We start from the raw sequence: 25,331 nt of genomic DNA, 5'->3' as shown, positions 1-25,331 counted from the left end.
CCTTTAATTATTCATAGCTAAACCTTTACAACGTCTACTCACTGTAAACGAAAAAAAGGGAAGAACACAAGGTTCATCCCCTAAAAAAGTTATTCTATTTCCTTTAATTATGCTTCTTCTAACTCTTATAACCGGATCTGCACTCTCGTTTCTTTATCCGGATCATCAGTTGTATAGTAGAACATATAGATAGTAGCTTCTGTACCTTTAAAATTCTTATACACATCAATGGCCTTGTTGTTTCCATCCCCCGCGAAATTGACGGTTAGCGGTTTACCTAGGATGCGCTCTTTACCCAACCCGATATGTGTCTGGTTAATTCCACCGAAGCGAGCATCTTCACTTCCAGTTTCTACATAAAGATCGGATCCCTGCATATAGTAGGTCCACTTCACCGGATACCCGTTGAGTTGCTGGATAATCGTCTGTTTCTTTTGAGAGATGTTCGTTAAAAGAAGCGGTATTTTGTCATCATTATTATTGGTAATTTTATAGCTGCCATGCTGAGTCACCTTATATTTAGCTACAAAGGTAATCGGAGTCTCTTTCGTAATTTCAAGGTCGACTGGCCGTTCGAAACGAAGCACTGTCAGCTCCGGCTCACCCTCTGGAGATCTCCATAAATTCCCTTCAAGCGTCTTGCCTGCTACTTCAAGAGCATACTTTTTATAAGGGAAGCCATTGTCTAGATCCTTACTTCTAACTGTGACTCGAATTTGAGTAGGCGACACAACCATATTCTCCAGCGTGTAATCAGTCTCACCTGCCTCGAGCGGCAGATTTAGACTGGTTTTTATCGTCCCGCTCTCCATCTGCTTTTTGCTTAATTGAAGATCGAATGAAAGTGGTCCATTAACATCTTTTTCTTTCTTCATATATTGCAGCTTATAAGTCGTTTGACCACCGGAAACATCCTCCGCCTTAAAATATTGCTGGGACGTATATTCCCCGTTTTCTCCCGGTGTACCGAAAGTACCTCCAGTCAGCGAATTTATGAGCGTTCCGTTTTTGTATGCAACAATATTTGGAAAGGCCCATTCTTTTGCTTCCGGTTGATCAAAAATAATCGCTGAAGAGAATAACATTTTCTCTTGACCTTGGGTAAATGGCTTCACCTCTATGCTGCGCATCCCTTCCTGTCCAATAGGGAAGCTCTGTGTCTCCGTCGAGTGAATATCCAGCGGCAAATCTAACGATTGTTCACTAAAAGCCTGAATATCATTTGTAACTAGCTGAACATTCACGGTGTCCTTCTCTGGTGTCCATTCACTTTCGAAATAACCGTTATAAATTCGGTTCTTTTCGTCCCAGTTCAGATAATTGTACTCTCCAGAACTATTTCCCCCCTCAGTACCTTTCAGGGTCATCTCAGTCACACGCCAAGTTTCACTGTCCTGTCGTTGTCCAACATCCAATGTGAATAAGATGACCGTTCGATTCTCATCCACGATGGCGGTATGTAGCTTTAGCGTCACTCCGTCCTTTGTCACCGATTGATCCAGCTTTTGACCGAGGTTTTGTGCCAGTGCCGCCTGAATACCACCTTTTTCACGGAGCATTGTATCCCAATTATAATGAACTGCCGCATATACTGGCGCCGCCGCTAGAAGTACTGAAAACGATGAAACAAGTGCTATTTTGCTCCAGTTTCTCCCCTGTTTCTGGCTACCACTGCTCATCCGAGCGTGAAAAGATGTTGTATTTTTATGTTCAATTCTCTCCCACATGCTTTCAAAATCAGGATATGTTACACTTTGACCCTCATTTAACTGATGCTCCAGCATATTCTCCAACTTTTTCATAAGATTCGCCCTCTTTCCGTTCAATTTGAACCCCAGCCTCCAGCAAAATTCTCCGCAATACCTTTAGCCCTTTATGCAGCCTTGATTTGGTCGTCCCGAGCGGGATGGATAGCAGGTCTGATACTTCAGCCAAGCTGAAATCATGCATGTACCTAAGCGTAATCACCATCCGAAGTTTGACTGGGAGCTGGCTCAAATATTTCGCCCATTCCATTGTCGTCTCCCGCTGCTCAATCAATCGTTCTACAGGGATTTCAGGAGACTTCTTAAATAAATAAAGATTGTCTGAGATTTTTTGTTGTAAAGTACGCTTCCGTTTCAAATGATTCAGGCAATGGTTGACCGTTATTTTCATAATCCAAGCCTTCAAATGCTCTACGTTCTCACGATTCGTGTGAAATACGGTAATGAACACATCCTGCGTCAAGTCCTCCGCATCCGCGGCGTCATGCACCATATAGTAGCAGGTCCGATATACATCCTTGTTGTAGGCTTCGAATAATTCCCGGTTAGTCTCCAAATCTCGCGCCCTCCTTTCTTATCTGTGATATCTATATGACAACCAATCTCTGGAAAAGGTTCGTTTTTCTGAGCATAAACTATAGATGCTAGTAATAACAGATGAAAGATAGCAATTATACTCGCAACACAAAAAGCCACTCCCCATAAATCTGAGAACTGGCTTTCCTTTATATTCACGCTAACAGCATACAGAAATTAAATGATATTCATAACCTCTCGTGCTTGTGTATCTAAATCCTGGGCTGAGGAAGAAATATTATTGAAATCATCTAAGGCTATTTGAATCTGCTGTTGACTAGCTTCTATATTTTCTTGCACCTGATTTGTTCCTTTGGAGATCTTATTGATTTCCAGCGTAATGGCATCCACACTATCTTTCACTTGAATGATCGAATCCTGCACCATGGAAGATAGCTTCCTAACTTCTTTTGCAACCACGTCAAAACCACGCCCAAACTCCCCGGCATGTGCCGCTTCAATTGCTGCGTTAAGCGCTAACAGTTGCGTTTGCGAAGCAATGTTACGAATAGTTTGTACAATTCCCTGAATCGATACCGCTTGTGTCTCCAGATTAGCTAGAGTCTGTGTATTTTCAATGGATACTTCGGCTATTTTATCGATACTCAGCAATAGTTCTTGACTACGTTCAATGCCTTTCTCGGCTCTATGATTTAAGCTGTCCGACATCTCTTGCATCCGCTGTACCACAACACTCATGTTATTTTGTCGATCCGTGATATTAGTCGCTATCTTAGATACGCCAATGACCTGTTCATTATTTTCATCAAAGACAGGCATATATGTAGCTTCCAGCCATACCGCATTTCCTTTTGCATCCATTCGTTCGATCTTATCCTGAACACTTTTTCCTGAAAAAAGATCCTGCCAAAACAGCTCATAGCCCGAACTATTTACAAAGTGAGGAAAGCAAAACTCTTTATGACGCATCCCATACATCTCTTCTTTGTTATACCCCATCGAACTAGCAAAAACGTCATTCACATAAGCCACTCGTCGATCAAGATCAAACCTTATAATCGCTAAATTTTTTTCTAAAGATCGGACAACAAGCTCATCGGTAACTCCCTGAGAGTGTACCATTCCCATATAATAATTCCTCCTGGATATCTATAAGTTACTCGTCGCGTCATCATGAAGTATATCTGAACAATTATACGCTCTTATTGCGCAGAGAGAAATACATGATTCTTATTAAATTTATTAAAATTCGTTGTTAAAAAAGGCCAATGGCGAGCGAGTATTGCTCATTTCTAATAGATTGATCCCTGAAATACTTTTAAGTGATGATAATTAAGGAAAACCTCCCTATAAATACACGAATATCGAAGATTTATCTCTTTTTTAGGGAAATGCTCCCTATAATCTTATAAAATCAAGCCTTTTTCTAGTTTTAAGAGTTATTTGTGGGAGATTCTCCCTAAAGGCTCATATTTTTAGGCGTCTGGAGAAAAATACAGGGAGTTTTTCCGTAATTATTTTTAACCACAAAAACCCCAGCCGTAATTCCAGCCAGGGTTCGAAGCAAGTTCCTATTAATACTAATTTGTCTCTTGCAAAATGCACATACCAAACGGTCCAGCAAACATAGCCTCTTATATGTACATTTCCTTATTTCTTGGATCCGTAATCTCCGATCTTAATTCCCCATACCGAATCCTTCTGATAGGATGCAGCCTCCTTTAAACTTGGAAGTCTTACATCCAGAGGACTGTGTCTTTCCAAATACATCACAAACGCCTGGCGAAGCCCAATCTCAGCATCCAGTTTATTAAGTTCGTTCGGGTGTTTCTCCATCTCGGCTAATTCTACTTCCCAACGATATAAATCGCTTGCCTCTGATCGTTCCAGCCGAACTTTTTCAGTCAGCTCCCGCAGCTCACGGTAGGCCTGTTTTACTTTTGAAGAGTACAGTTGCTTCTGATTCATAAAAGTTAAGAATGCGATAAGTAGTGCTAAACCTATCCATAAAATAACGTTGTCCATATTCTCCCCCCTGCTTGGGCTATTCTCCTAATTATACACATCAGAACGCAAAAATACCCCACATTGTGAGGTATCTGCCTTAGCTTTTAGCATCTATTCTTTTTTCATAATTTCATGCAGCTGACGTTTGTCTGCTTCTAGAGCCCGGGCCTGGGCTTCGATATCCTCCAGATCTGCCTCCGCTGCTGAAAACTCTACGTCCTCTGCCTTCGCCTCGTACAGCATTTTCATCTTCTCGGTCTTTGAGAATATTTGCGAGTTCTCTCTATCCATAGTATCGATCGTCTCCCTTCTTATTAAGAAAATTATTATTCAAATCATCCCGCCTGCTTCTTCAATTAAGCGTAATGCTTGATCATGGGACTCCGAATTCAAGATCACCGTAAGTAAAATATCTCTACCCGTCGGTCCTCCATCTCCGCCATGACTCATCCCACTGGCGCTGGTATCAGCAGCAGCTAGTATGCCTGTGTGTGCACGCTCAGCAGTCATGGAGTCCATTCTGGCAACATTGCCTGTCACTGGGTTTACCCCTGAGCTAAAGCTCGTGCCTCCATATCTACTGAAGCGATCAACGGAAATTTCAATGGCCCGAAGTGCACGGAGCTTACGAGCAACACCCTCCGCTTCTTCAGGACTTTTAAAATAAGCCAAAATAGATCTTTCCGACATCTTATCCCCGCTCTCGCTTGAAATTCAGATATCTGTTGCATTCCTTTATATTGTCTTCATTTCACTTCTTTTATGCCCTTTTTTTCTCATACTCCACTTATTTACTGGGAATTCGACATTTTCCTCGACGCTTCCCTGCAATATAGTGCTAAAGATGTATATTCGATTTGAAGTTATAGCTGTAGAATAAATTTAATTTTCATAATTTTTTACATTTTACGCTGAGGAGGAGAACTACAGATACACACTGCAATATAAAAATTCATTTGGGAGGATGAACTTATTTGAAACGTACCTTTAAACACTCTATTCAAAAATTTGGTATTGGGGCGGCGAGCTTCGGACTGGCTGTTTCTGTCCTTTTTCCATCCGCTGCATTTGCGAACTCATCCCTTGAAACATCAACTAACCTAGCTAATAATGTACAGTCTCAAAGTGTGACCCCTCATAACTACGCGGGTGTGCTCAAAGGTTCAGCACCAGTATCCGTAATTGTGGAATTAACTAATAAACCAGTCAGTGTGTATGAAAATGAGGCTAAAACTTCTTCTTTACGATCCTCAGTCTCCTTACAACGCAGTAAAATTATCTCAGAGCATAAAAGCTTTATTTCCTCAGCGCAGAAAATCGATGCCGACATCGGTTTTGAATACAGTGAAATTTTTAACGGGTATTCTATTACGTTGCCAGCCAATCAAGTAAACAAGCTGCTAGAGCTTCCGGGCGTTGCGGCTGTTTATCCAAATGATGAAGTACATGCGTTAGCAGACAGTGTTGAGGTAGCGACTTTGCCTGTTACACGTTCTTATTCGGACAGTGGCAATCTTATAGGTGCGGATGCACTACATGCATTAGGTTACACAGGAGAAGGGGTACAGGTAGCGGTTGTAGATACCGGCATCGATAAATATCACCCTTTATTAAAGGATAATTATAAGGGCGGTTACGATGCCTATGATCAGGATAATGATCCGTCAGAAACACCTCCTGATGCCAACTTCCCTCCAAAAAATGGTAGCCCATATGAAACCTCGCATGGCACTCATGTAGCCGGTACAATTTTGGATGTTGCACCTGAGGTAGATTTGTACGCATATCGCGTACTTGGCCCTTACGGTTCCGGTCCAACAGCGGTTGTAATCGCGGGTATTGAGAAAGCGGTCGCTGATGGAGCCGATATAATTAACCTCTCCTTGGGCTCTGATGTCAACCAAAGCTATTCCGCAAGTTCAATCGCGATAGACAACGCCATAAAGTCGGGCGTGAATGTTGTTGTTGCCGCCGGTAACGCTGGACCGGATGTAGGAACATTGGGCGAACCTGCTGGATCTCAACTCGCACTTAGTGTAGGTGCTTCTACTACCCCAGTGAATACCCCATTCTTTGATATTGGCGATGTTAAAAAAATTCCAGGGACCTTAGCAACTTACTCCCCAGACTTAGTTGATAATACTGCTGGCAGTAAGATCGTTTATGCTGGTCTTGGGAGTCCTTCCGATTACACAAAATTGGATGTCAAAGATAAGGTAGTCCTCGTCGATCGTGGTGTGCTGAGCTTCGGAGATAAATCTCTAAATGCCAAAGCAGCTGGAGCCAAGCTTGTCCTAATTGCCAATAATGCTGCTGGTGAAATCAGTCCCACCCTTGGTGCGCCTGGGAATTACATTCCTACCTACGGAATTACTCAAGCAGATGGCAAAAAGATAAAAGCTCAATTGGATGCTGCTAAAGATATCATCAGTTACTATATAGGGCTTGAAGTAAATCAGTTAGCAAACTTCAGCTCTATGGGCCCGGGGATGCCGGATTATCTAATCAAACCTGATGTTGTAGCTCCTGGAGTAAATATCAACTCCACAATTCCTAGCTGGAGTGGGGATTACGAACACGCTTATGGCTTAAAAAGCGGCACCAGCATGGCAACCCCACATGTTGTAGGAGCTGTAGCTTTGCTACTGAGTGAAAACTCTGATCTTAAGCCAAATGAAATTAAAGCACTGCTAATGAACAATGCTGATCCTATCTTTAACCGTGATGGGAATCCTTACTCACTATATCAACAAGGTGCCGGATTAATTAATTTGGAGAAATCAGCTAAAGCTGAATCTATTGCTAAAGTCGGGGAGAGCTTAATTAGTGGTCTTCCAGGTACTGTAGAAATCCCTTATTACACAGGTTCCTTGTCCTTTGCCCTGCTCCCAAAAGGGGCTAGCGTAACAAAATCAGTTTATGTAGAGGACTTTAAAGGGATTGGATCAACCTACACGCTGTCCACCGAATGGCTTACAGAAGCGCCTGGTGACATTAGTATTAATATTGCACCAAAAAGTATTACCTCAGGTGTAGATCATTATGCACAATTTACACTGAAGGTTTCTGACACTGCAAAAGAGGGAGCATATGAAGGCATCCTGTTCCTAACCTCTGATACAGAAACTCTTCGTCTTCCCTTTAATGCACTTGTTGGCGATAAATTCAATTTAGAGCCTGTTAATCAACTTTCTTTTGAAGATCCACAGATTTCTCCTAATGGGGATGGACGCTCAGACGATACCACCTTTACCTTCTCTGTCAATGAAGAGCTGGATGGCATAAGTTTTGTAGCCTCTTCAATAGATGCTCCTGCGACAGTTTTAGGTGCAGTTTATTCTATCGATGAAAAGGTCTATCGTGGCGTGTACGAAATTACAAATTGGGATGGAACGTTAACAGACCTGGAGACCTCCGCCAATTCCACTTTACCAGATGGTCACTACTACATCACTCCTGTGCTTCCCAATGGACAACTGCTCGAGACACAAAAGATCAAGTTCACAATTGATACCGAGAAGCCATTAGTTTCCGGCATCACACTTGAGGAGTACGAACGTGAGGCGCCAACCGATCCTGGTGCGGCAGAAATTAGTGGGTTCATTGATGATGACCTAATGGCCTATTATATTTCTAATACAAAACCTATTGGAAACTGGTTTACCGTGTACGCCGAAGGTAAACATTATGATGGAAATACTTATAAATTCGGTGGAGTAATTGCAGGTAATGGTGCTTTTTCCATTGACGTTCCGGTTAACGAAGGGCTTAATGAGTACAAAATCTATGTGGTTGATAAAGTAGGTAATGGCGCAGACGACGATGATTATGCTCAGCGACTGCTTTATAGCACAGGGGATGGTATTTTCAATGTAAATCCGTCTCTATCTGCAGCCACTATTGATTTGGGACAGCCGGTAACCGTTGATCTAGGGTATTCCGTGACTGATGAGGTTTATGGCATCTATGGGGCTTCATTCGCTGTCATCTACGATGGTTCTCTCGAAACACCAGCGATCCAGCCAAGCGTACAACTGGCTACGTATCAAGAGGAGAATTTCTCTAGTGTTGCACTTACAGAATTCTCAGAAACCTATGATCTCGGAGACGGCCGCAAACTGACACAGTATAGCGTCAATCTATCAGGTGGTGCTTATCACGGCTCTGGCTCACTAGGCAAAATAACCTTCAAACCATCTAAAGCGGGAAAATACGACTTGGAGCTATACGATGTACAGGTCTGGAATGATGCTACAACATCAACGATCCCATCTGGTTTGAGAACGGTAAGCATAACTGTTAACACACCTGAAACACCGAAGCCAACACCTACACCTGAATCGAATGTACCTACGGCAACCAGTGCTCCCGCTTCTGGAATCGCATTGAAATCTGGGAAGCTAGTAGAGACTGCAGATCCAGCAGGTGGCAAGCCTTCAGCGGTGTTCAACATCTTAGACACTGCATTAGCCAATTCGATCCAGAATGCAAAAGATAAAACTTCTGTTCTTGATCTTAGCGATGTAAGCTTCAATAAATATAGCCAAGTTGTCATTTCTCTTACCTCGGCCCAAGCCGAGCAGTTAAAGAAATCAGAGTATGCACTCCGCCTAAACGGTAGTGGGTTCAATGTACTTATTCCAGCGGCGACTCTTCTGGATTTCATCAACAGCAACGGCTTGACCCTTACGATTAGCCTGACAGATGCAGGCAACACAGCAATTTTAGCAGGTAGCTCAGCAGCAATAAATATCGGTTCTTCCATTCTCACTATCAAAAATGGTTGGACAACCGGAAAGCCGATCATCCTTCAGCTTAATCTAAAGGCCAGCAGTCTTCATGATGCACGAAAGACTGCCGCTTATGTAGAATCAAAGGATCATAAATGGTCCTATCTACTACCTGGTTCTATCTCTAAAGAAGGGATTCTACAGTTTAACGTTACTGGTGACGGTTCTTACAGTGCAGCATCCCGAAAAATAAGCTTTAAAGATATTGGCACACACTGGGCTCAAACCGATATCGAAATCCTTGCTTCACATGGTATCATTGCCGGCAAAGGAGCCGATGGCAGCTTTAAACCTGCTGACACTTTAAATCAGGCAGAGCTTCTAACGCTCTTCGACCGTCTACTTGGAAAAGGTGACACTTGGAGTACTCGCATCAAAGAAAGTGGATCTCGTGATGTGCTGACTCGCGAGGAAGCAGCTCTTATCATCGCTAAGGCTCTTGGTGCTGATCTTACAGTAGCCAAGACACCTTTAAGCTTTAAGGATGCGGATAAGATCGCTGCGGAGGCACGCAACGCTGTAGCCTATGCTGTAACCAAAGGTTATCTCAAAGGTGTTACTGCGGACAGCTTCAATCCACAAGGTACATTGACTCGTGCACAAGCAGCAACAATTCTGAGCCGTGTGCTTGAGGACCTACGTTCTTCGAACAACATCTAGTTGCACTTTAAAAGAAAGCCCCAGCAGCCAATGACTGCTGGGGCTTTTTCGTCTATAGGTCACATTTGCGTTTCCGAGTCAGTCATCGGACTCAGATGACCTTAAACGCTGGATTATGCGATATTTGGCATGCTAACGGACCCCATAGTCGCTATTGGCTTGAAAAGCACCGTATGAGATTGGCTAGCTTGTCCCTACTAACAGTCGACATGAGCAAACTGTCTTAATCAAAAAAACAGAGCAGCGATCCCCAAATAACGGGAGGATAGCTGCTCTGCTGTATTATTTATTTGCTCAATTAATGAAGTTAGAAATATCAGTCCCCGCGGAACGCACGCTTCACACGATCAAAGAAAGATTGCTCATGCTCATGTGTGTTTTCTCCATTTAGAGAGGCGAACTGTCGCAACAAATCTTTTTGCTCATCATTCAGCTTGCTGGGTGTCACAACAATGACTCTAACGTGCTGGTCACCTTGGCCAGATCCACGTAGACGTGGGACACCTTTACCTTTAAGGCGGAAGAAAGTACCGGTCTGCGTTCCCGCAGGAATCTTCAGCTTCACTTTTTCCGTTAAGGTAGGAATCTCAATCTCATCGCCAAGTGCAGCCTGTGCAAATGTAAGTGGAACCTCGCACATAATATCATCGTTCTCACGTACGAAGAAATCATGCGATTTGACACGGATGACAATATACAAGTCTCCAGCAGGACCACCGCGTAAGCCGCCCTCGCCTTCGCCAGTCATGCGCAGCTGCGCACCGTCATCGACACCGGCAGGGATGCGTACATGAATCTTACGCTGCTTCTTAACTTTACCCTGTCCGCTACAAGTCGTACATTTTTCCTTAATAATCTTACCTGTACCACTGCAATGCGAACATGGACGACGATTACGCATCTGTCCAAGTGGTGTATTCTGTACGAATTCCTGTTGCCCACTACCATGACAAGTGGAACAAGTCTCTGGTTTAGTACCCGGTTTAGCCCCGGAGCCGTAGCAGGTATCGCAAGTTTCCGTACGTGGAATAGTGATATCAGTTTCTTTACCGAATACCGCTTCCTTGAATTCAATGGTCATCGTATACTGCAAATCCCCACCACGCTGTGGTGCGTTAGGATCACGACGTCCGCCGCCGCCAAAGAACATATCAAAGATATCGCCTAATCCTCCGAAGTCGCCACCGCCGCCTCCGAAGCCGCCCATACCTTGGTTAGGATCAATATGGCCATATTGGTCATATCTAGCTCGCTGTTGTCCGTCGCTAAGAACATCGTAAGCTTCTTTTACTTCTTTAAACTTAGCTTCAGCGTCATCTGCTTTATTCACGTCTGGGTGATATTGGCGCGCCAATTTCCGGTACGCTTTCTTCACCTCGTCGTCTGAAGCATCTCTACTGAGGCCAAGCACTTCATAATAATCGCGTTTATCTGCCACTGCTTTCACCTCCGTACATTACATACTCAAATTCCTAATTACCTGCCAAAGAAACCATTATACGATAAAACCCCAGGATCTGACCATCCAGTTCCAGCAGATGTTTATTCTTACAATATCAGAAGGCGCATTCGCGAAGAGTGTGCAAACTGATATTACAAAAGGAAAGTCAAAACACGGGATGACCCGGTTTTGACCTTCCCTTCTTAACTATATAAGAATTTATCAGTTACGCCCTATACATTTATCGTTTAAGGTTACCCTTGATTCTTATCTTCGTCAACAACCTCGTAATCAGCGTCAACTACATTGTCTTTCTTAGGAGCGCCTTCAGCAGCTCCAGCGCCACCTTCAGCACCTTGCTCTGCTTGAGCAGCTTGTTCGTACAGCTTCATGGACAACTGTTGTACAATCTCAGTCAATGCTTCTGTAGCTGCATTGATTTCTTCAAGATTGTCAGTTTCAAGTGCTGCTTTCACTTTATCTTTAGCTTCGTTTGCTTTTTCAACTTCGGAAGCATCAGCTTTATCACCAAGATCTTTGATCACTTTCTCAGTGGAATACACGAGTTGGTCAGCGCTGTTCTTCGCTTCTACCAATTCTTTACGCTTACGGTCTTCCTCAGCGTGAAGCTCGGCATCCTTCATCATTTGTTCTACTTCTGCGTCGCTCAGACCGCTGGAAGAAGTGATAGTGATCTTTTGGCTCTTGTTAGTGCCTTTATCAGTTGCAGACACATTCACGATACCGTTGGCATCAATATCGAAAGAAACTTCGATTTGTGGTACGCCACGTGGTGCTGGTGGAATCTCGTTCAGCATGAAGCGTCCCAATGTTTTGTTGCCATTCGCCATTTGGCGCTCACCTTGTAGCACGTGAATCTCAACGCTAGGTTGGTTGTCAGCAAAGGTCGAGAATACTTGGGATTTACTTGTAGGAATTGTAGTGTTACGCTCGATCATCTTCGTGAACACGCCACCTGCAGTTTCGATACCGAGGGAAAGCGGAGTTACGTCGAGCAATACAACGTCCTTAACATCACCAGTCAATACACCCGCTTGAACAGCAGCACCAAGAGCTACAACTTCATCCGGATTCACACCTTTGTGTGGATCTTTACCTGTAAGCTTCTTAATTGCATCTTGTACAGCAGGAATACGTGTAGAACCACCAACCAGAACGATTCTGGTAAGGTCTGCAGGCGTCATACCAGCATCAGACAATGCTTGACGAGTTGGTCCCAAAGTACGTTCTACTAGACCAGCAGTAAGCTCATCAAACTTCGCACGAGTCAAGTTGATCTCCAAATGCTGAGGTACTCCGTCAACTACAGTGATGAACGGAAGAGAAATAGTGGTTGTCAGTACGCCCGACAATTCTTTCTTCGCTTTTTCAGCTGCATCTTTCAAACGTTGTACAGCAGATTTATCTTTGCTCAGATCAATGCCTTGCTCTTTCTTAAATTCGGATACCAGATGATCCATAACCACTTGGTCAAAGTCATCGCCACCAAGTTTGTTGTCGCCGCTTGTAGCTTTTACTTCAAAGAATCCATCGCCCAGTTCAAGGATAGATACGTCGAACGTACCGCCACCAAGGTCATAAACAAGGATAGTTTGATCTTCGGATTTCTCCAGACCATATGCCAAAGCTGCAGCTGTTGGCTCATTCACAATACGCAAAACTTCCAAGCCTGCAATTTTACCTGCATCTTTAGTAGCTTGACGTTGGCTGTCATTGAAATAAGCAGGAACTGTGATAACTGCTTGAGTAACAGTTTGGCCAAGATATGCTTCTGCATCGGATTTCAGCTTTTGAAGAATCATTGCTGAAATTTCTTGTGGGGAGTAGTCTTTACCATCGATGCTTTCTTTATGGTTAGTACCCATGTGACGTTTAACAGAGCTGATCGTACGATCAGGGTTAGTAATTGCTTGGCGTTTAGCTGTTTCACCGACGATACGCTCGCCGTCTTTCTTAAAACCTACCACCGAAGGGGTTGTACGTGCGCCCTCTGGGTTTGGAATTACAACGGCTTCGCCGCCTTCCATTACGGCAACGCAAGAGTTCGTGGTTCCTAAGTCAATACCGATAACTTTACTCACAATAATTTGCCTCCTCTAAAGGTATATGGAGCATTCGCTCATTAAAATAATAAAATATTTAAAAAATTCGATTGGTACATGGTGGACAGATACTGCCCGTCCTATATATACAGATTACATGCTGACTTTGACCATAGCAGGACGAAGGACTTTATCTTTCAGGAGGTATCCCTTTTGGACCTCTTCCGTTACGATACCCTCTTCGTACTCCTCGCTCTCCACCTGCATAATAGCCTGATGGTATTCAGGATTAAAAGGCTGTCCTACTGTCTCCATAGCCGTAAGTCCCTCGGACTTCAATACCCCATCTAGCTGACGGAAAATCATATTAACACCCTTCACGAAAGCTTCGGATTCTGGGCTGCTAGGAGTAGTCACTAAAGCACGCTCAAAATTGTCCAGTACTGAAAGCAATTCAGTCACGAGCTTGGAGGTGGCATATTGAGCCAACTCTTCTTTCTCCTTCTGAGTACGACGACGGAAGTTATCGAAATCAGCCTGCGCACGCAGCGCACGTCCTTGATATTCATCAGCGAGATCCTGCAGACGTTTTACCTCCGAACCTGTGTCTGAAGCACCTTCACTAATTTCTTCTGCCGTAAATGAGTCGGTTTCCGAAGCTACATCAGCCTCAGGTTCCTCATTTATCAATTCATCTTTGAATTCATTAGCATCTTGAACTTGTTCCTTTTTCAAGTTGTCTTCACCTCCTTAAAATCATTCATTAAAATCATTCACGTAATCAATGTTGACTCTGTTCACTTATACCAGTGTGCCAGCATCGCTGTCAAATCTCGGGATAAAATGCCCAAGATCCCCATCACTCTTGCATATTCCATTCGTGTCGGACCAAGGATACCAATGCTCCCCAGTGCCTGCCCATCAAGAGAATAAGTGGCGGTGATCAGACTGCAGTTAGCGAACGCTTCATGATTGTTCTCCGTCCCTATTCGGACCTGGATACCAGTGCCGCCAGTTGTAGGGGCCAGCATTTTGAGCAATGTAGGCGTCTCTTCCAGCAGATCAAGAATGCTTTTCACCTTGTCAACATCCTTGAACTCAGGCTGTGTAAGCATATTCGTCGCTCCACTAAGATAGATACGCTGCTCTTGATCACTTTCCAGCGCAATGTCTAGCACTTGCATTAATTCTTCATAATGTGAGATGTGACGCTGCATTTCCTCGCCAAGCTCGGAATACAGCCGAGTCTTCAGCTTATAGAGTGGTACATTGACCAGCTTACTATTCAGTAGGTTAACCACTTTCTCCATCTCGGAAACGGATATCTCCGGCGGAATGTTCACCGTACGGTTCTCAACTTGACCCGTACTTGTAACAATAATCGCTACAGCGGTTTTATCATCTAGTGGTAACAACTGAAAATGACGCAATGATGTATGAAAAACCTCCGGTCCCAGAAGGATGGAAGTGTAATTCGTCATATTGGAAAGAATCATCGCCGCATGTTGGATTACCTGCTCCATTGCATTCAGCTTCTCGGCAAAAAAAGCGCGGATCGTGCCCATCTCTGCCGTTTCGGCGGAATTCCACGGTACCAAATGATCCACATAATATCGGTATCCTTTATGGGAAGGTATTCTCCCCGCCGATGTATGAGGCTGCTCGAGATAACCCAAATCCTCTAGGTCAGCCATTTCATTTCGAATAGTTGCAGGGCTGTACCCTACATCACCCCGTTTAGAAATGCTGCGAGATCCTACTGGTTCTGCCGATGAAATATAATCATCTACAATTGCATTTAGTATCATTCTCTGGCGATCAGTTAACATGTTATCCCCTCCTATCGGCTGTTGGCTCCGATTCGTTAGCACTCGACTCAGATGAGTGCTAACCACTAATACAAAAATACCAAACTGACATTGACATTGTCAAGTCAGTTCAGCATCTTAAGTACTGCTATTTCATCGCAGGCATGCTGCTTTTTACAATTCACGCAATCTGTCCATACCTTTTCGGGAAAAATCTCTTTCTCAACAACTTCGAATCCGTTTCTAAGAAAGAAATCTACGGCGTAGGTTAGTGCCATGACCTTAGGGATTTTCTGGTTTCTGGCTTCCTCAACCAACTTCTCTAAAATCATTGAGCCTACACCTTTGCCCTTACCTTCGTCATTCAGACCGATCGAGCGAATCTCTACAAGATCATTCCCGAGTCTGAAGAGTGACCCACAGCCAACGAATCTGCCGCCAATTTCTGCAACAACGAATTGATCGATCTGGCGTGTCAGCGCCTGCCTGGAACGGGGCAACATGATCCCGCGCTGTGCGTATTCTTCTATCATCAGATACAACGGTTCAACATCTTCTATCACAGCATTTCTGCAAATCACCTGTGCGTCTCCTGCTGGAGACGAATGGCGGATCATTTCCGTCTTGGCAAGCACTTTAATTCACCCCTCTGTTGATAATATGAATAAATATACAACAGAGTGAATTACAATTCAAGGGGTATTTTAAAATTAAACTTCTGTCAGTGCGCCTACAAATTCCGCGAAAACATCGTTCCCGAAAAGGATCCCTTGCTTGCTGAGTCGGTAAGTCCCCTCTTCGTGCTCAAGTAGACCCGCATGCAGCATCTTATGCAAGGATTTCGCAAATACATCCTCTATCGAACGCCCAAATTGCGCTTGAAAAGCCTCATTAGAGACGCCTTCATGCATACGTAAGCCAACCATCATAAAGTCCTCCATCGCTTCTGCTTCAGTGATTGGGTATGCGTCTAATCGAGGCAACCCTTTACGTGTAGCTTCAACATAAGGATTTACACCCTTAACATTAATATGACGCTGGCGCCCCACATATCCATGTGCACCTGCCCCGAGACCATAATAATCTTCATTACGCCAGTAAGTGATATTGTGACGACTCTCCATACCTGGTTTTGCGAAGTTACTGATTTCGTATTGGTTATAGCCTGCTTCCTTCATAGATGACATCAACAAGAGGTACATTTGCAGTTCATCTTCTTCATTAGGAAGAGGAAGTTTGTTCTTATTAAATAGGGTGTGAAAAAGAGTGTTCTCCTCCACCTTCAAGCTGTAAATAGAATAGTGGGGTAATTCAAGCTCCAAGGCCTTACGAATACTTTCGCCCAGCATCTCTACAGTTTGGTTCGGCAAACCAAACATAAGGTCAACCGACAGGTTGTTAAGACCAACTGCACGAGCATTTTCCAAGCTGCGGTATACATCGTCAACATTATGAATCCGGCCAATACCCGTAAGGAGTTCGTTCTGAAACGCCTGAACACCAAAGCTCACCCGATTCACGCCGCCTTCTTTCATAACCGTCAACTTATCTATATCCGTAGTTCCCGGATTTGCTTCCATAGAGAACTCGATATCTTTATCCCAGTTTGGGAAATGTGTCCGAACTGATTTTAGAAAATAAGCCATCTCATCCGGCTTCAGTACTGTTGGGGTACCACCGCCGACAAAGATCGTTTTGATAACTCCCGGTGGAGTGTTCTTGACGGTCAGCTCCATTTCTCGATCCAAGGCTTGGAGATAATCCATAACCGGCTGATCCTTGAGAACGTAGGAATTAAAATCACAATAAAAGCACTTATTGGTACAAAAAGGAATATGAATGTATACGGCCTCAGGGGGACGGCCATTAGTATTCGTGGTCATTAGCTGTCTCCTTTATATAAAAATATCGTTTGACTAGTGTAATCTAAAAAACAAGAAAAGGGAAGCCTAACGGCTTCCCTCCAAGGGCGATCATTTATAAATGATCTCTATTTTAAAATACAAAAAAGTATAAGTTTTACGTTATCCTATATATTTTGTATTTCTCGCAGAAACGGATACCGTCCCTATAAGGACGGCTAAGCCGTTTCTTCTTAATATATCCGCATTTCCACGAGTTCTGCACGTTCTCCTCCGTTGGTTTCATGAACAACGATCCGAACAGCATCCGTAAGGACAGGCTTCTCTAAACGATGTACGTTCTTCCGGCGATGATTGTCTTTGACGCGGAACATGACTTGCCACACGCCATCAATGAGTAACTCTACATCGTAAGCCTTTACTAGTTCAGGAATCACCAGAAATGGCGTTTCATGGTGATGTAAGTTGATAAGATCCTCATTAACATCATCGTTAAAGGTAAAATGAATTTCAGAGACTGAAGCAGCATCCGGGAGACGCGCCTCTACCCACTCCGTTCTACCAGCAGTCATCGGCTCAGAAACCCAGCTATGTGGCCCTGCAAAAGGTCGAACATACCCGTCAGTGACTTTGGATGCAGCATATGCGGATGTTTCTACCGCAAAGCAGAAATGCCTGCGTACAAGCTGTTTCATGCTCCACTCCATCACCGGCTGATCTGGCTGATGATCCTCCAGCGCTGAATCGACTACAGGTTTAACGCCTCGCTCAAATGTAATAACACCTGTGATTGGGGTTTCTGAAATATGCAATTGAATATGCTCATTAGCTCGAATAATAGTGAAGATATTACATTCGCCGATTGAACTCCACTGCTCCTCTTGTACCGGAACATCAATCCATTGCTGCTCTCCAGCTTGTACTATTACAACATCAACCTGTCTACACTCTGCTGGAACGTAATTTTCCGCACGCCCAGTCGTCCATAGCTCAACGGTCAACTCTGACTGAGTACTTGCTGACACAAGCAGCTTCAACCCAAGGATATTTCCTTCAACCGGAAACAAAATTCCTACGTCATGAGAAAGCTCATAAGCTTCAGCTGGACGATCCAGTAATATGCCTTTCATCGTACTAGACGCATGAATCTCACTATTTCTCGCGAGGTCTAGCGGATCTTCGTTGCGCAATCCAATAATCGAAGCATCTTGCTTTAACATCACCTGTTGCAATTCATGCATATGCTGCTTGCGAATTTCACGAGGGGTTACACCTTTGATGACGGATAATGCTGCACCTGCTCCAGCCGCTTCACCCATGATCGCACAGGTTGCCATGACGCGTGTTGTTCCAAAAGCCACATGAGATGCGCTGATATTCCGACCCGCGAAGAGTAGATTTCGCACATTCTTCGAATAGAGCGAACTAAATGGAATATGATAAATCCCATCCGCATGCAGATGTTTCGAGCCGCTCTCTTCTGCGTACATCCCTTGCGGTGGATGCAGATCAATCGACCATCCTCCGAATCCAATCCGGTCTTCAAATTCACGCTGCGCAAGAATATCATTTTGCGTTAAGATCGTATCGCCAACAAACCGTCTGTATTCACGTTTACCCGGAATTGAGCCAACCCACTCCAGCGTCATATTTTCGGCATCAAAATGACCTGAGTTTTTAATGTAATCCCAAATCCCATAAATAACAGAGGATAGCTCATCACGTATACGTTCATTCTCATCCACCGTATCAAGCTCACCACCCCACTCAATCCACCAGTAGTGACAGCCTGAATCTCCACTCCGAATGACCCGACGGATCGGAATCGACGTTGTTGTAATATCCTTCGCGAACGATGGAGCAACATAACGTACCGGTTTTCCTGTATCCTGTGTATAAAACAATAATGTACTGCCTAATGTAATGTTATCAGGCACTTCAGGTGCCCATTCCTCATTAAACTCATGGCGGGCTTCACGTCCTAATCGGAAGTCAGCTCCTGCCAGGAAGCCAACCAAACCATCGCCCGTGCAATCGATGAACGCCTCACTCTTGAACGTAATCAACCGCTCAGATCCCATCATCCAACCAATCACACTGCGAATCGTCCGATCCTCTGCCTCACCTTCCGCTTCCACTTCGCGTACATCGGTATTTAGGAACAGGCTGATATTCGACTCTGCCTTCACGGCTTCGAGTAAGGTTAGATCCCATAAGTATGGATTTCCCTCCGGGTTCCGGTATTGATTCTCGATGAATAACTCACCCATAATGCCTGTCTCACGTGCATATCGATTTACACCATGTCCTGTTGCACCACATACCCATACCCGAACCTCTGAACTCGAGTTACCACCAAGTACAGGACGATTCTGCACTAGTGCTACCTTTAACCCTAGGCGCGCTGCAGCGATCGCCGCGTTCATTCCTGCAAGTCCACCACCGACCACTGTTACATCGGATTTAACCGTTTCTGTTCTCATGTTAGTACCCCTCCTATAGTTAGCCTTTCACAGCCGAACTTGAAATCCCTTGAATAATGTATTTCTGACCCACAAAGAAGATAATAATCATTGGAATAATCGCAGCCGATGAAGCAGCCATCATCCCGTTGTAGTCCACATTGTTCTCAAGAATAAAATTCTGCAATCCAAGCGGAATGGTATATAGTTTAGGGCTTTGCAAGAATACAAGCGCATTCTCATAATCATTCCATTGCCAGGAGAAATCGAGAATAGCAAACGTTGCTATTGCTGGCTTCGCTAATGGCAGAATTAAGCGGAAAAATATCTTATAATGCCCCGCCCCATCCAAAAAAGCGGATTCCGTAATTTCCTTAGGAATGCTCATAAAGAACTGCCGAAGCATAAATACACCGAAGATTGAGAACATGGCTGGTAAGATCAGCGCCCAATGCGTATTGTAAATCCCAACCCAGTTAAACATGATAAACTTTGGAACAAAAAGCACCTGAGGTGGAACCATCATCATGGATAAATATATGACAAATAGTCCATCTCGACCTTTGAACGAAGTACGTGAAAATCCGTAAGCGGCAAGGGCAGATAGAAACACAGCCCCCACAGTTCCAATAATTGAAATCTTAAGTGAATTTAAATAATACGGAACAAAATCATGACTTCCTGTCCATACCCGAATATGATTGCTCCAGTTGAGAGATGAAGGCAGCCATTTGTTAAACACCTCGGCAGGTGTCTGAAAGGATGTGCTGAGCATCCATAGGAAAGGCACAATCATAAATAGTCCTAGAACAAACATGATGACCGTTACTGGCAGTTTCACCTTCATGTTTCCTGCGTTTTCATTCATACCGCCTGCTCCTTTAAATTATGGTTTCGGGGCCCCCCGCAAAGCTTCACTTTGTGGGATCATTTAGTAATGAACCCAGCGCTTTTGGCCGATCCACTGAATGACTGTAATGACGAGAATGACGGCGAACAAGAACCATGAAATGGCTGAAGCGTATCCCATATCGTAATAACTGAACGCTGTTTTATAAACGAATAGTGATAAGACCGTCGTACTTCCGCTAGGACCTCCAGCCGTAATGGCTTGAATAATCGAGAACGATTTCATCGTCATAATTAATCCGGTAATCATTAATAAGAAAGTTGTGGGACTAACAAGAGGCCATACAATTTTCCATGTTGTTTTGAATGTGCTTGCACCATCGATCCGGGCAGCCTCCAGCTGTTCTGTCGAAATTTCCTGTAATGCAGCTAAATATATGATCATATTGTAGCCAAGCATCAGCCAGATTTGTACGATATCAATGGCATACATTGCGGTTTCCGTATCCGCAAACCATCCTGGCGGCGATGTTATGCCAATCCAGCGAAGCATTTCATTGATGGGTCCTTGTGAAGGCTGAAATAGCAGCATCCAGACAAATGCAACGGCTACTCCACTGGAGATATACGGTAGGAAGAACATTCCACGTAATACGCCTTTAAGATACACACTGCGGTTTAGAAATAGCGCTACAATAAATGCGAGCACCATCGATACTGGAACCGATATCAGGAATATCACCGTATATTTGATCGAGGCATAGAAATTATCGTCATGGAACAATCGTTTGAGATTATCCAGCCCAGTAAATTGCCAATTCGGATTTGAAAATTGATAATTCGTAAACATGAGGACAAAGGAATAGATTGCAGGAATAATAAAGAATAAGAGAATACCAATCATATTCGGAAGAATAAAGGTCATGCCGATCCAGCCTTGTCTGTCCATCCAGCTTCTCCGCTTCACGGTATCGCCGCCTTTCGTATGCTGAAAAATGGGTACACGAAAGAGAAGAACGAAGAAATCTTCCTCCTTCTCTTTTGTGCTAACTATTTCATTATTTCAATAACTCTTGCGAACGGGTTTGCATATTCTTCATCGTGGTTTCAATATCTTGCTTATTTAAGAAGTATTTTTCATACTCTTCTTTACGTGCATCAATGGCTTGTTGAGTTACATTTAGCTGGAAGGACGGGAATTTGCCGAATACAATTTTATTCATTGAATCTGTATCATATTTGTCTTCCACACCCTTCATGAGAAGGCTCATTGCTTCCTTACTATCTACACTCTTAGAGGCTGGAATACGACCCCCGCTTGCCATTGGCAGCATACCGCCATCCGCATACCATTTTGCGAACTCCCAAGCTGCATCCAGGTTCTTGGATTTCGCATTAAGAGCAAGCATGTCACCCACACCGCCCGAATATTTATAATCCTTTTGATCTTTATTCACTTTTGGAATAGCGGCGAACGCGGTTTTGAAATCATGCGGATAGTCTTTCAAGTTGTTCGCATTTCGGAAAATAAACTCACCTGCTGCCAGCATTGCCGCTTTGCCTTGCAAGAACATGGTGTCAACCGGCATTTTACTGGTCAGTTGCTCGCCATATTCCGGTGTGGATTTGTCCACGAACATCATGTTATGCAATATTTCCAGGTGTTCTTTCCATAGATCATTCCCAAAGTTTGAAGTACCATCCGCCTGTTTCACACCCATTCCAGCAAGCGTACCGTCCATCGTTGTTGAGAAGGAGGAATCTGCCTGCAATAATCCGTACACACCAGGCTTCGTTAGCTTCTTCGCATACTCCTCAAGATCTGACCAGGTCCAGTCCACCGCAGGAATCGGTAATCCTGCTGCATCCAGCATATCTTTGTTCAACCACACAAACGCCATGTTTTTCTTTGTAGGAATCCCATAGTACTTATCATTGATTTTCCACATTGCTGCGTCCTCGCCGATCTGGCTGTCGATATCATAATCTGTCTTCGTGCTTAGATCCAAGGCAACGCCTGCATCCATACGTTTCTGTAAATGAGCAAGATCGTAGTTCATGAAAAGGTCTATGTTTTGATTGGTCATCAAGGCAGTATCCAGCTTTAAGTTTCCAGCATCATCATTTACATTACGGATATACTCGACTTGAATGTCTGGATGATCTTTATTCCAGTTATCAATTACAGCTTGAGGCCCGGCTTCTGCAGGAACTGCCCCCCACATCGTAAGTTTTATTTTCTCCTTTGCTGTTTGTCCATTTGCACTGCCCTGCGCATCATTACTTCCACTAGTACCACAACCAGCCAGCATCGTACCTGCTAATAAGACAGAAAGCACTGCAGGATACCACTTTTTCTTCATCGATATCTTCCCCCTTGGAAGGATTATGTGTTGTGCTCTACGTCTATAACTTTATCATCAGAGCGGATTCTGGGGGATGAACTACATTTGGGAAACTATAGAACGTTTTTTGGTTCTTTGCGAAATTCATTTGGCGTGACGCCACACCACTTTTTGAAAATTTTAATAAAATAATTATCGTTCTCAAAGCCCACCTGCTGCCCAATCTCACTAATTGTTAGCTTCGTCTCTGCAAGCAGCATTTTTCCAGCCTGAATACGCCGCTCTTGAATATAATTCGTCAATGTTTTCCCTGTCTTTTTCTTGAATAAGTCACTTATATAGCTGGCATCCATTCGTATCAACTCTGACATGGATTTGAGCGAGATGTCTTCAGAATAATGCTCTTCAATATAAGCAATTATTTTGTTCATCTCCACATGATCTGTCGGTCCCGTTTGTTGCTTCTCAGGAAACCATTTATCGGCCTTTTTCATCTTCACCATTCGCTCCAGCTCGGCATGAACCTTACCCATGGTCTGCTTCAAACCTTGGAGATCTAAAGATAGCTTCAGAATGTAGTCCGAAGCTCCAAATACGAGCGCTTGCCGAGCGTATTCAAATTCACTCAATGCGGTCAACATTACAAATCGGCAGTCGAAGCCTTCCTCTCGCGCAACTTGAAGGAGCTTCACCCCATCCATCACTGGCATATTGATATCCGTCACTACCACATCAGGTCGAAGCTCACGAATCATTTGCAAGCCTACTTCTCCATTCTCCGCCTCACCTATAATTTCAAACGGGATTCCAGCCTTTAAGAATAACTTCCGTATACTTTTAACCGCGGGTTGTTCATCATCCACAATTAACGTTCTCCACATGTGAGCTTACCTCCATCGTAAGGTTTTGAAATAAGAAGTGGAAAATGGATAATCACTTCAGTTCCTGTGTCTGATGATACAATGTCCATGCCTGTCCGTTGATTCTTGAACAACAGCTCTAAGCTCTCCCTAATATTCTGAACACCGATTCCTTTTCGTTTGCGTGCAGCCTTATTCAGCTGTGCTCTTTCTATCCCCATGCCGTTATCTTTAACCTGCAGATATAGTTGTTGTCCAGTCACCTTAGCGGAAATATCAATTCTCCCTTGTTTCACAGACTGACCGAAGCCGTGAATCAAGCTATTTTCAATTAAGGGCTGAAGACAGAATTTAGGGATTAATGCGTACTGTAGTTCCTCGTTGATATCATATTGAATCTCAATCCCATGTCCGAAGCGTTGCCGCTGAATCTCCATGTAAGATTCAATTAGTACAATCTCATCCTTTAACAGAATCAAATCCACTTCAGTATTTAATGTTGTTTCCAATATTTTGCCTAGCGCAACACAAATTTCATAAATTTCATCATCATCTTTATCTAAGGCGATGCTCTTTATCGTATTCAATGTATTTAGTAGGAAATGTGGATTCATCTGCGAAAGTAACACCTGAAATCGAACGAATTGCTTCTGTTTTTCTTCAAGCTGAAGACGCTGCAACAGCTCATTTAAATCATGGATCATTATATTGAAACTCTGAGTCAGTGCAAGAATCTCTCCCCGCCCTTGCTCGGGTAATTTCATTTTGAGATTGGTTTTAGCGGTCATCTCCATCTTCTTCTGCAGCTTCTTTAGCGGCACTGTAATCGTCGATGATATAAAATAAGTTAATAGAACAAATAGCAGTAGTATGACTCCAAATACAGCAAAAAATCGTTGCTTCTGCTTATACACCTCAAGAAATAGCTGTGCTAGCTGTACCTTTTTAACGACATAACCATTCAACTCTTCGATGTAGCTGTATGTGTATAAGCTCTTCTCCTTCGGATCGATGATAGATGCAGCACGCTCTGTCTGCCGCTGGTGGTCACTCTTCACAATACTCTGCGCAATATCTGGAGAAAAGGTCTCATCCTTATCCGGATTAAGCATCATTCTCCCTGAGGCATCGAGCAGAAAAAAAGAACCTTCCTGTTTACTCCCTAACGTTGATCTAGTAAACCACTCCTCATAATCGATACTTAGCCTTGCATAGGCATAAATGTTAAAACCATTATCACGCATAACCTCATAGAGGCTAAGCATTTTCTTACTTGTTGTACTTTCCCGGACCACATTATTCTTGTCATTCGGATTCCATATATATCGATTCGCTCCTTCTCGCTTCAATGCTTGAACCCAATCCTCCGATTGGATTTCGTCGTAGCTCAAAGTTTCCCTCGGCATAAAGGAAGTGTATGCGTTTCCATGAAGGTCGATTAAAGTATAATACACCGTCGCTCCACTCATGAAGAATGTATTTTCAATCGCTCCAAACTTGTTTTCAACGAGCTTTTTTCTCGTGATTTCATCCGATTGCTCGGGATTCTTCATTATCGATAAAATCGTTGTATCTTGTTCAAGTAATGACCCTGTTTTCATAACGAGACTCATGAGATCAACAAAACCATTCTTAATCCCAATAAGCTGCTCTATGTTCTTCGTTTCCGCATTATCCTGCAGCATTTGTTCTGTCTCTTTGAAGTTATACAGTACGAGCATGGCAATGGGTGTTAGTACCAACAGTAAGAAAGCTAACAAAATCCGATTCTTAAAGGTACTTGGCGTAAGTTTCAAATATAATCGTTTCAAAAGAGGACTCCCCTTACAGTGTATGTGCTTACAATCCTTCCACCCTATTGTAATCTTCTCCTGCGCAAAA

19 protein-coding genes are annotated in these 25,331 nt (G+C 43.6%); 1 reads left to right on the top strand and 18 read right to left on the bottom strand.

Annotation, left to right across the window (positions count from 1 at the left end; all coding sequences use genetic code 11):
* Nucleotides 1-125 precede the first annotated feature (125 nt).
* From NSQ29_RS03105 to NSQ29_RS03080, 6 genes are all read right to left on the bottom strand, one after another.
* Complete coding sequence (locus NSQ29_RS03105; protein WP_341124352.1) at nucleotides 126-1,802, bottom strand: DUF4179 domain-containing protein; 1,677 nt, start codon at nucleotides 1,800-1,802, stop codon at nucleotides 126-128.
* Nucleotides 1,762-2,322 (bottom strand): RNA polymerase sigma factor, encoded by a 561-nt coding sequence (locus NSQ29_RS03100; RefSeq protein ID WP_076299677.1) that lies wholly within the window; start codon nucleotides 2,320-2,322, stop codon nucleotides 1,762-1,764. Before NSQ29_RS03100 ends, NSQ29_RS03105 begins: the two co-directional genes overlap by 41 nt.
* Nucleotides 2,323-2,519: 197 nt before the next feature.
* Entirely contained in the window at nucleotides 2,520-3,431 is a 912-nt protein-coding gene (locus tag NSQ29_RS03095) for a methyl-accepting chemotaxis protein (protein WP_341124351.1), read from the bottom strand.
* A gap of 522 nt (nucleotides 3,432-3,953) precedes the next feature.
* The gene (locus tag NSQ29_RS03090) at nucleotides 3,954-4,328 is read right to left on the bottom strand and encodes a hypothetical protein (protein WP_042190995.1); all 375 of its coding nucleotides are present in this window, start codon (nucleotides 4,326-4,328) and stop codon (nucleotides 3,954-3,956) included.
* A gap of 93 nt (nucleotides 4,329-4,421) precedes the next feature.
* The gene (locus NSQ29_RS03085; protein ID WP_042130382.1) at nucleotides 4,422-4,601 is read right to left on the bottom strand and encodes a YfhD family protein; all 180 of its coding nucleotides are present in this window, start codon (nucleotides 4,599-4,601) and stop codon (nucleotides 4,422-4,424) included.
* Between the two features lie 39 nt (nucleotides 4,602-4,640).
* Nucleotides 4,641-5,000, bottom strand: coding sequence for a hypothetical protein (locus NSQ29_RS03080; protein ID WP_042190997.1), 360 nt, complete (start codon nucleotides 4,998-5,000; stop codon nucleotides 4,641-4,643).
* Between the two features lie 284 nt (nucleotides 5,001-5,284).
* Between NSQ29_RS03080 and NSQ29_RS03075 the strand changes: the two genes are divergently transcribed.
* On the top strand, nucleotides 5,285-9,760 hold the full coding sequence (locus tag NSQ29_RS03075) for a S8 family serine peptidase (protein ID WP_341124350.1): 4,476 nt from the start codon (nucleotides 5,285-5,287) through the stop codon (nucleotides 9,758-9,760).
* Nucleotides 9,761-10,076: 316 nt separating this feature from the next.
* On the opposite strand, the gene dnaJ is transcribed toward NSQ29_RS03075, so the two are convergent.
* The 12 genes from dnaJ to NSQ29_RS03015 form a co-directional block, all read right to left on the bottom strand.
* A complete protein-coding gene (dnaJ, locus tag NSQ29_RS03070) occupies nucleotides 10,077-11,198 on the bottom strand; it encodes a molecular chaperone DnaJ (RefSeq protein ID WP_042130386.1) in 1,122 nt (373 codons plus the stop codon).
* 257 nt (nucleotides 11,199-11,455) lie between these two features.
* A complete protein-coding gene (gene dnaK, locus NSQ29_RS03065) occupies nucleotides 11,456-13,303 on the bottom strand; it encodes a molecular chaperone DnaK (protein WP_042190999.1) in 1,848 nt (615 codons plus the stop codon).
* Nucleotides 13,304-13,417: 114 nt separating this feature from the next.
* Complete coding sequence (grpE, locus tag NSQ29_RS03060) at nucleotides 13,418-13,999, bottom strand: nucleotide exchange factor GrpE (protein WP_076284809.1); 582 nt, start codon at nucleotides 13,997-13,999, stop codon at nucleotides 13,418-13,420.
* Nucleotides 14,000-14,061: 62 nt separating this feature from the next.
* Nucleotides 14,062-15,093: a heat-inducible transcriptional repressor HrcA gene (hrcA, locus tag NSQ29_RS03055; RefSeq protein WP_042191003.1), complete on the bottom strand. Its 1,032-nt coding sequence runs from the start codon at nucleotides 15,091-15,093 to the stop codon at nucleotides 14,062-14,064.
* A gap of 104 nt (nucleotides 15,094-15,197) precedes the next feature.
* Nucleotides 15,198-15,689, bottom strand: coding sequence for an N-acetyltransferase (locus tag NSQ29_RS03050; RefSeq protein WP_042194380.1), 492 nt, complete (start codon nucleotides 15,687-15,689; stop codon nucleotides 15,198-15,200).
* Nucleotides 15,690-15,782: 93 nt separating this feature from the next.
* Entirely contained in the window at nucleotides 15,783-16,955 is a 1,173-nt protein-coding gene (hemW, locus tag NSQ29_RS03045; RefSeq protein ID WP_341124349.1) for a radical SAM family heme chaperone HemW, read from the bottom strand.
* Between the two features lie 212 nt (nucleotides 16,956-17,167).
* Nucleotides 17,168-19,417, bottom strand: coding sequence for an FAD-dependent oxidoreductase (locus tag NSQ29_RS03040; protein WP_341124348.1), 2,250 nt, complete (start codon nucleotides 19,415-19,417; stop codon nucleotides 17,168-17,170).
* Between the two features lie 19 nt (nucleotides 19,418-19,436).
* Nucleotides 19,437-20,264, bottom strand: coding sequence for a carbohydrate ABC transporter permease (locus NSQ29_RS03035; RefSeq protein ID WP_042191010.1), 828 nt, complete (start codon nucleotides 20,262-20,264; stop codon nucleotides 19,437-19,439).
* A 63-nt stretch (nucleotides 20,265-20,327) separates the two neighbouring features.
* On the bottom strand, nucleotides 20,328-21,212 hold the full coding sequence (locus NSQ29_RS03030) for a carbohydrate ABC transporter permease (protein WP_231573337.1): 885 nt from the start codon (nucleotides 21,210-21,212) through the stop codon (nucleotides 20,328-20,330).
* 91 nt (nucleotides 21,213-21,303) lie between these two features.
* The gene (locus NSQ29_RS03025; protein WP_076299683.1) at nucleotides 21,304-22,608 is read right to left on the bottom strand and encodes an ABC transporter substrate-binding protein; all 1,305 of its coding nucleotides are present in this window, start codon (nucleotides 22,606-22,608) and stop codon (nucleotides 21,304-21,306) included.
* A 95-nt stretch (nucleotides 22,609-22,703) separates the two neighbouring features.
* A complete protein-coding gene (locus NSQ29_RS03020; protein ID WP_076299684.1) occupies nucleotides 22,704-23,471 on the bottom strand; it encodes a response regulator transcription factor in 768 nt (255 codons plus the stop codon).
* Nucleotides 23,456-25,261, bottom strand: coding sequence for a cache domain-containing sensor histidine kinase (locus NSQ29_RS03015; protein WP_341124347.1), 1,806 nt, complete (start codon nucleotides 25,259-25,261; stop codon nucleotides 23,456-23,458). The genes NSQ29_RS03020 and NSQ29_RS03015 overlap by 16 nt, the downstream gene beginning before the upstream one ends.
* Nucleotides 25,262-25,331: the final 70 nt, after the last annotated feature.

Origin of the sequence: Paenibacillus sp. FSL F4-0236 (assembly GCF_038000135.1) — a bacterium.
In the GTDB taxonomy this organism is placed as follows: domain Bacteria; phylum Bacillota; class Bacilli; order Paenibacillales; family Paenibacillaceae; genus Paenibacillus_AQ.
Note: the sequence above shows the minus strand (reverse complement) of the source record. Positions and strands in the feature narration are given on the sequence as shown.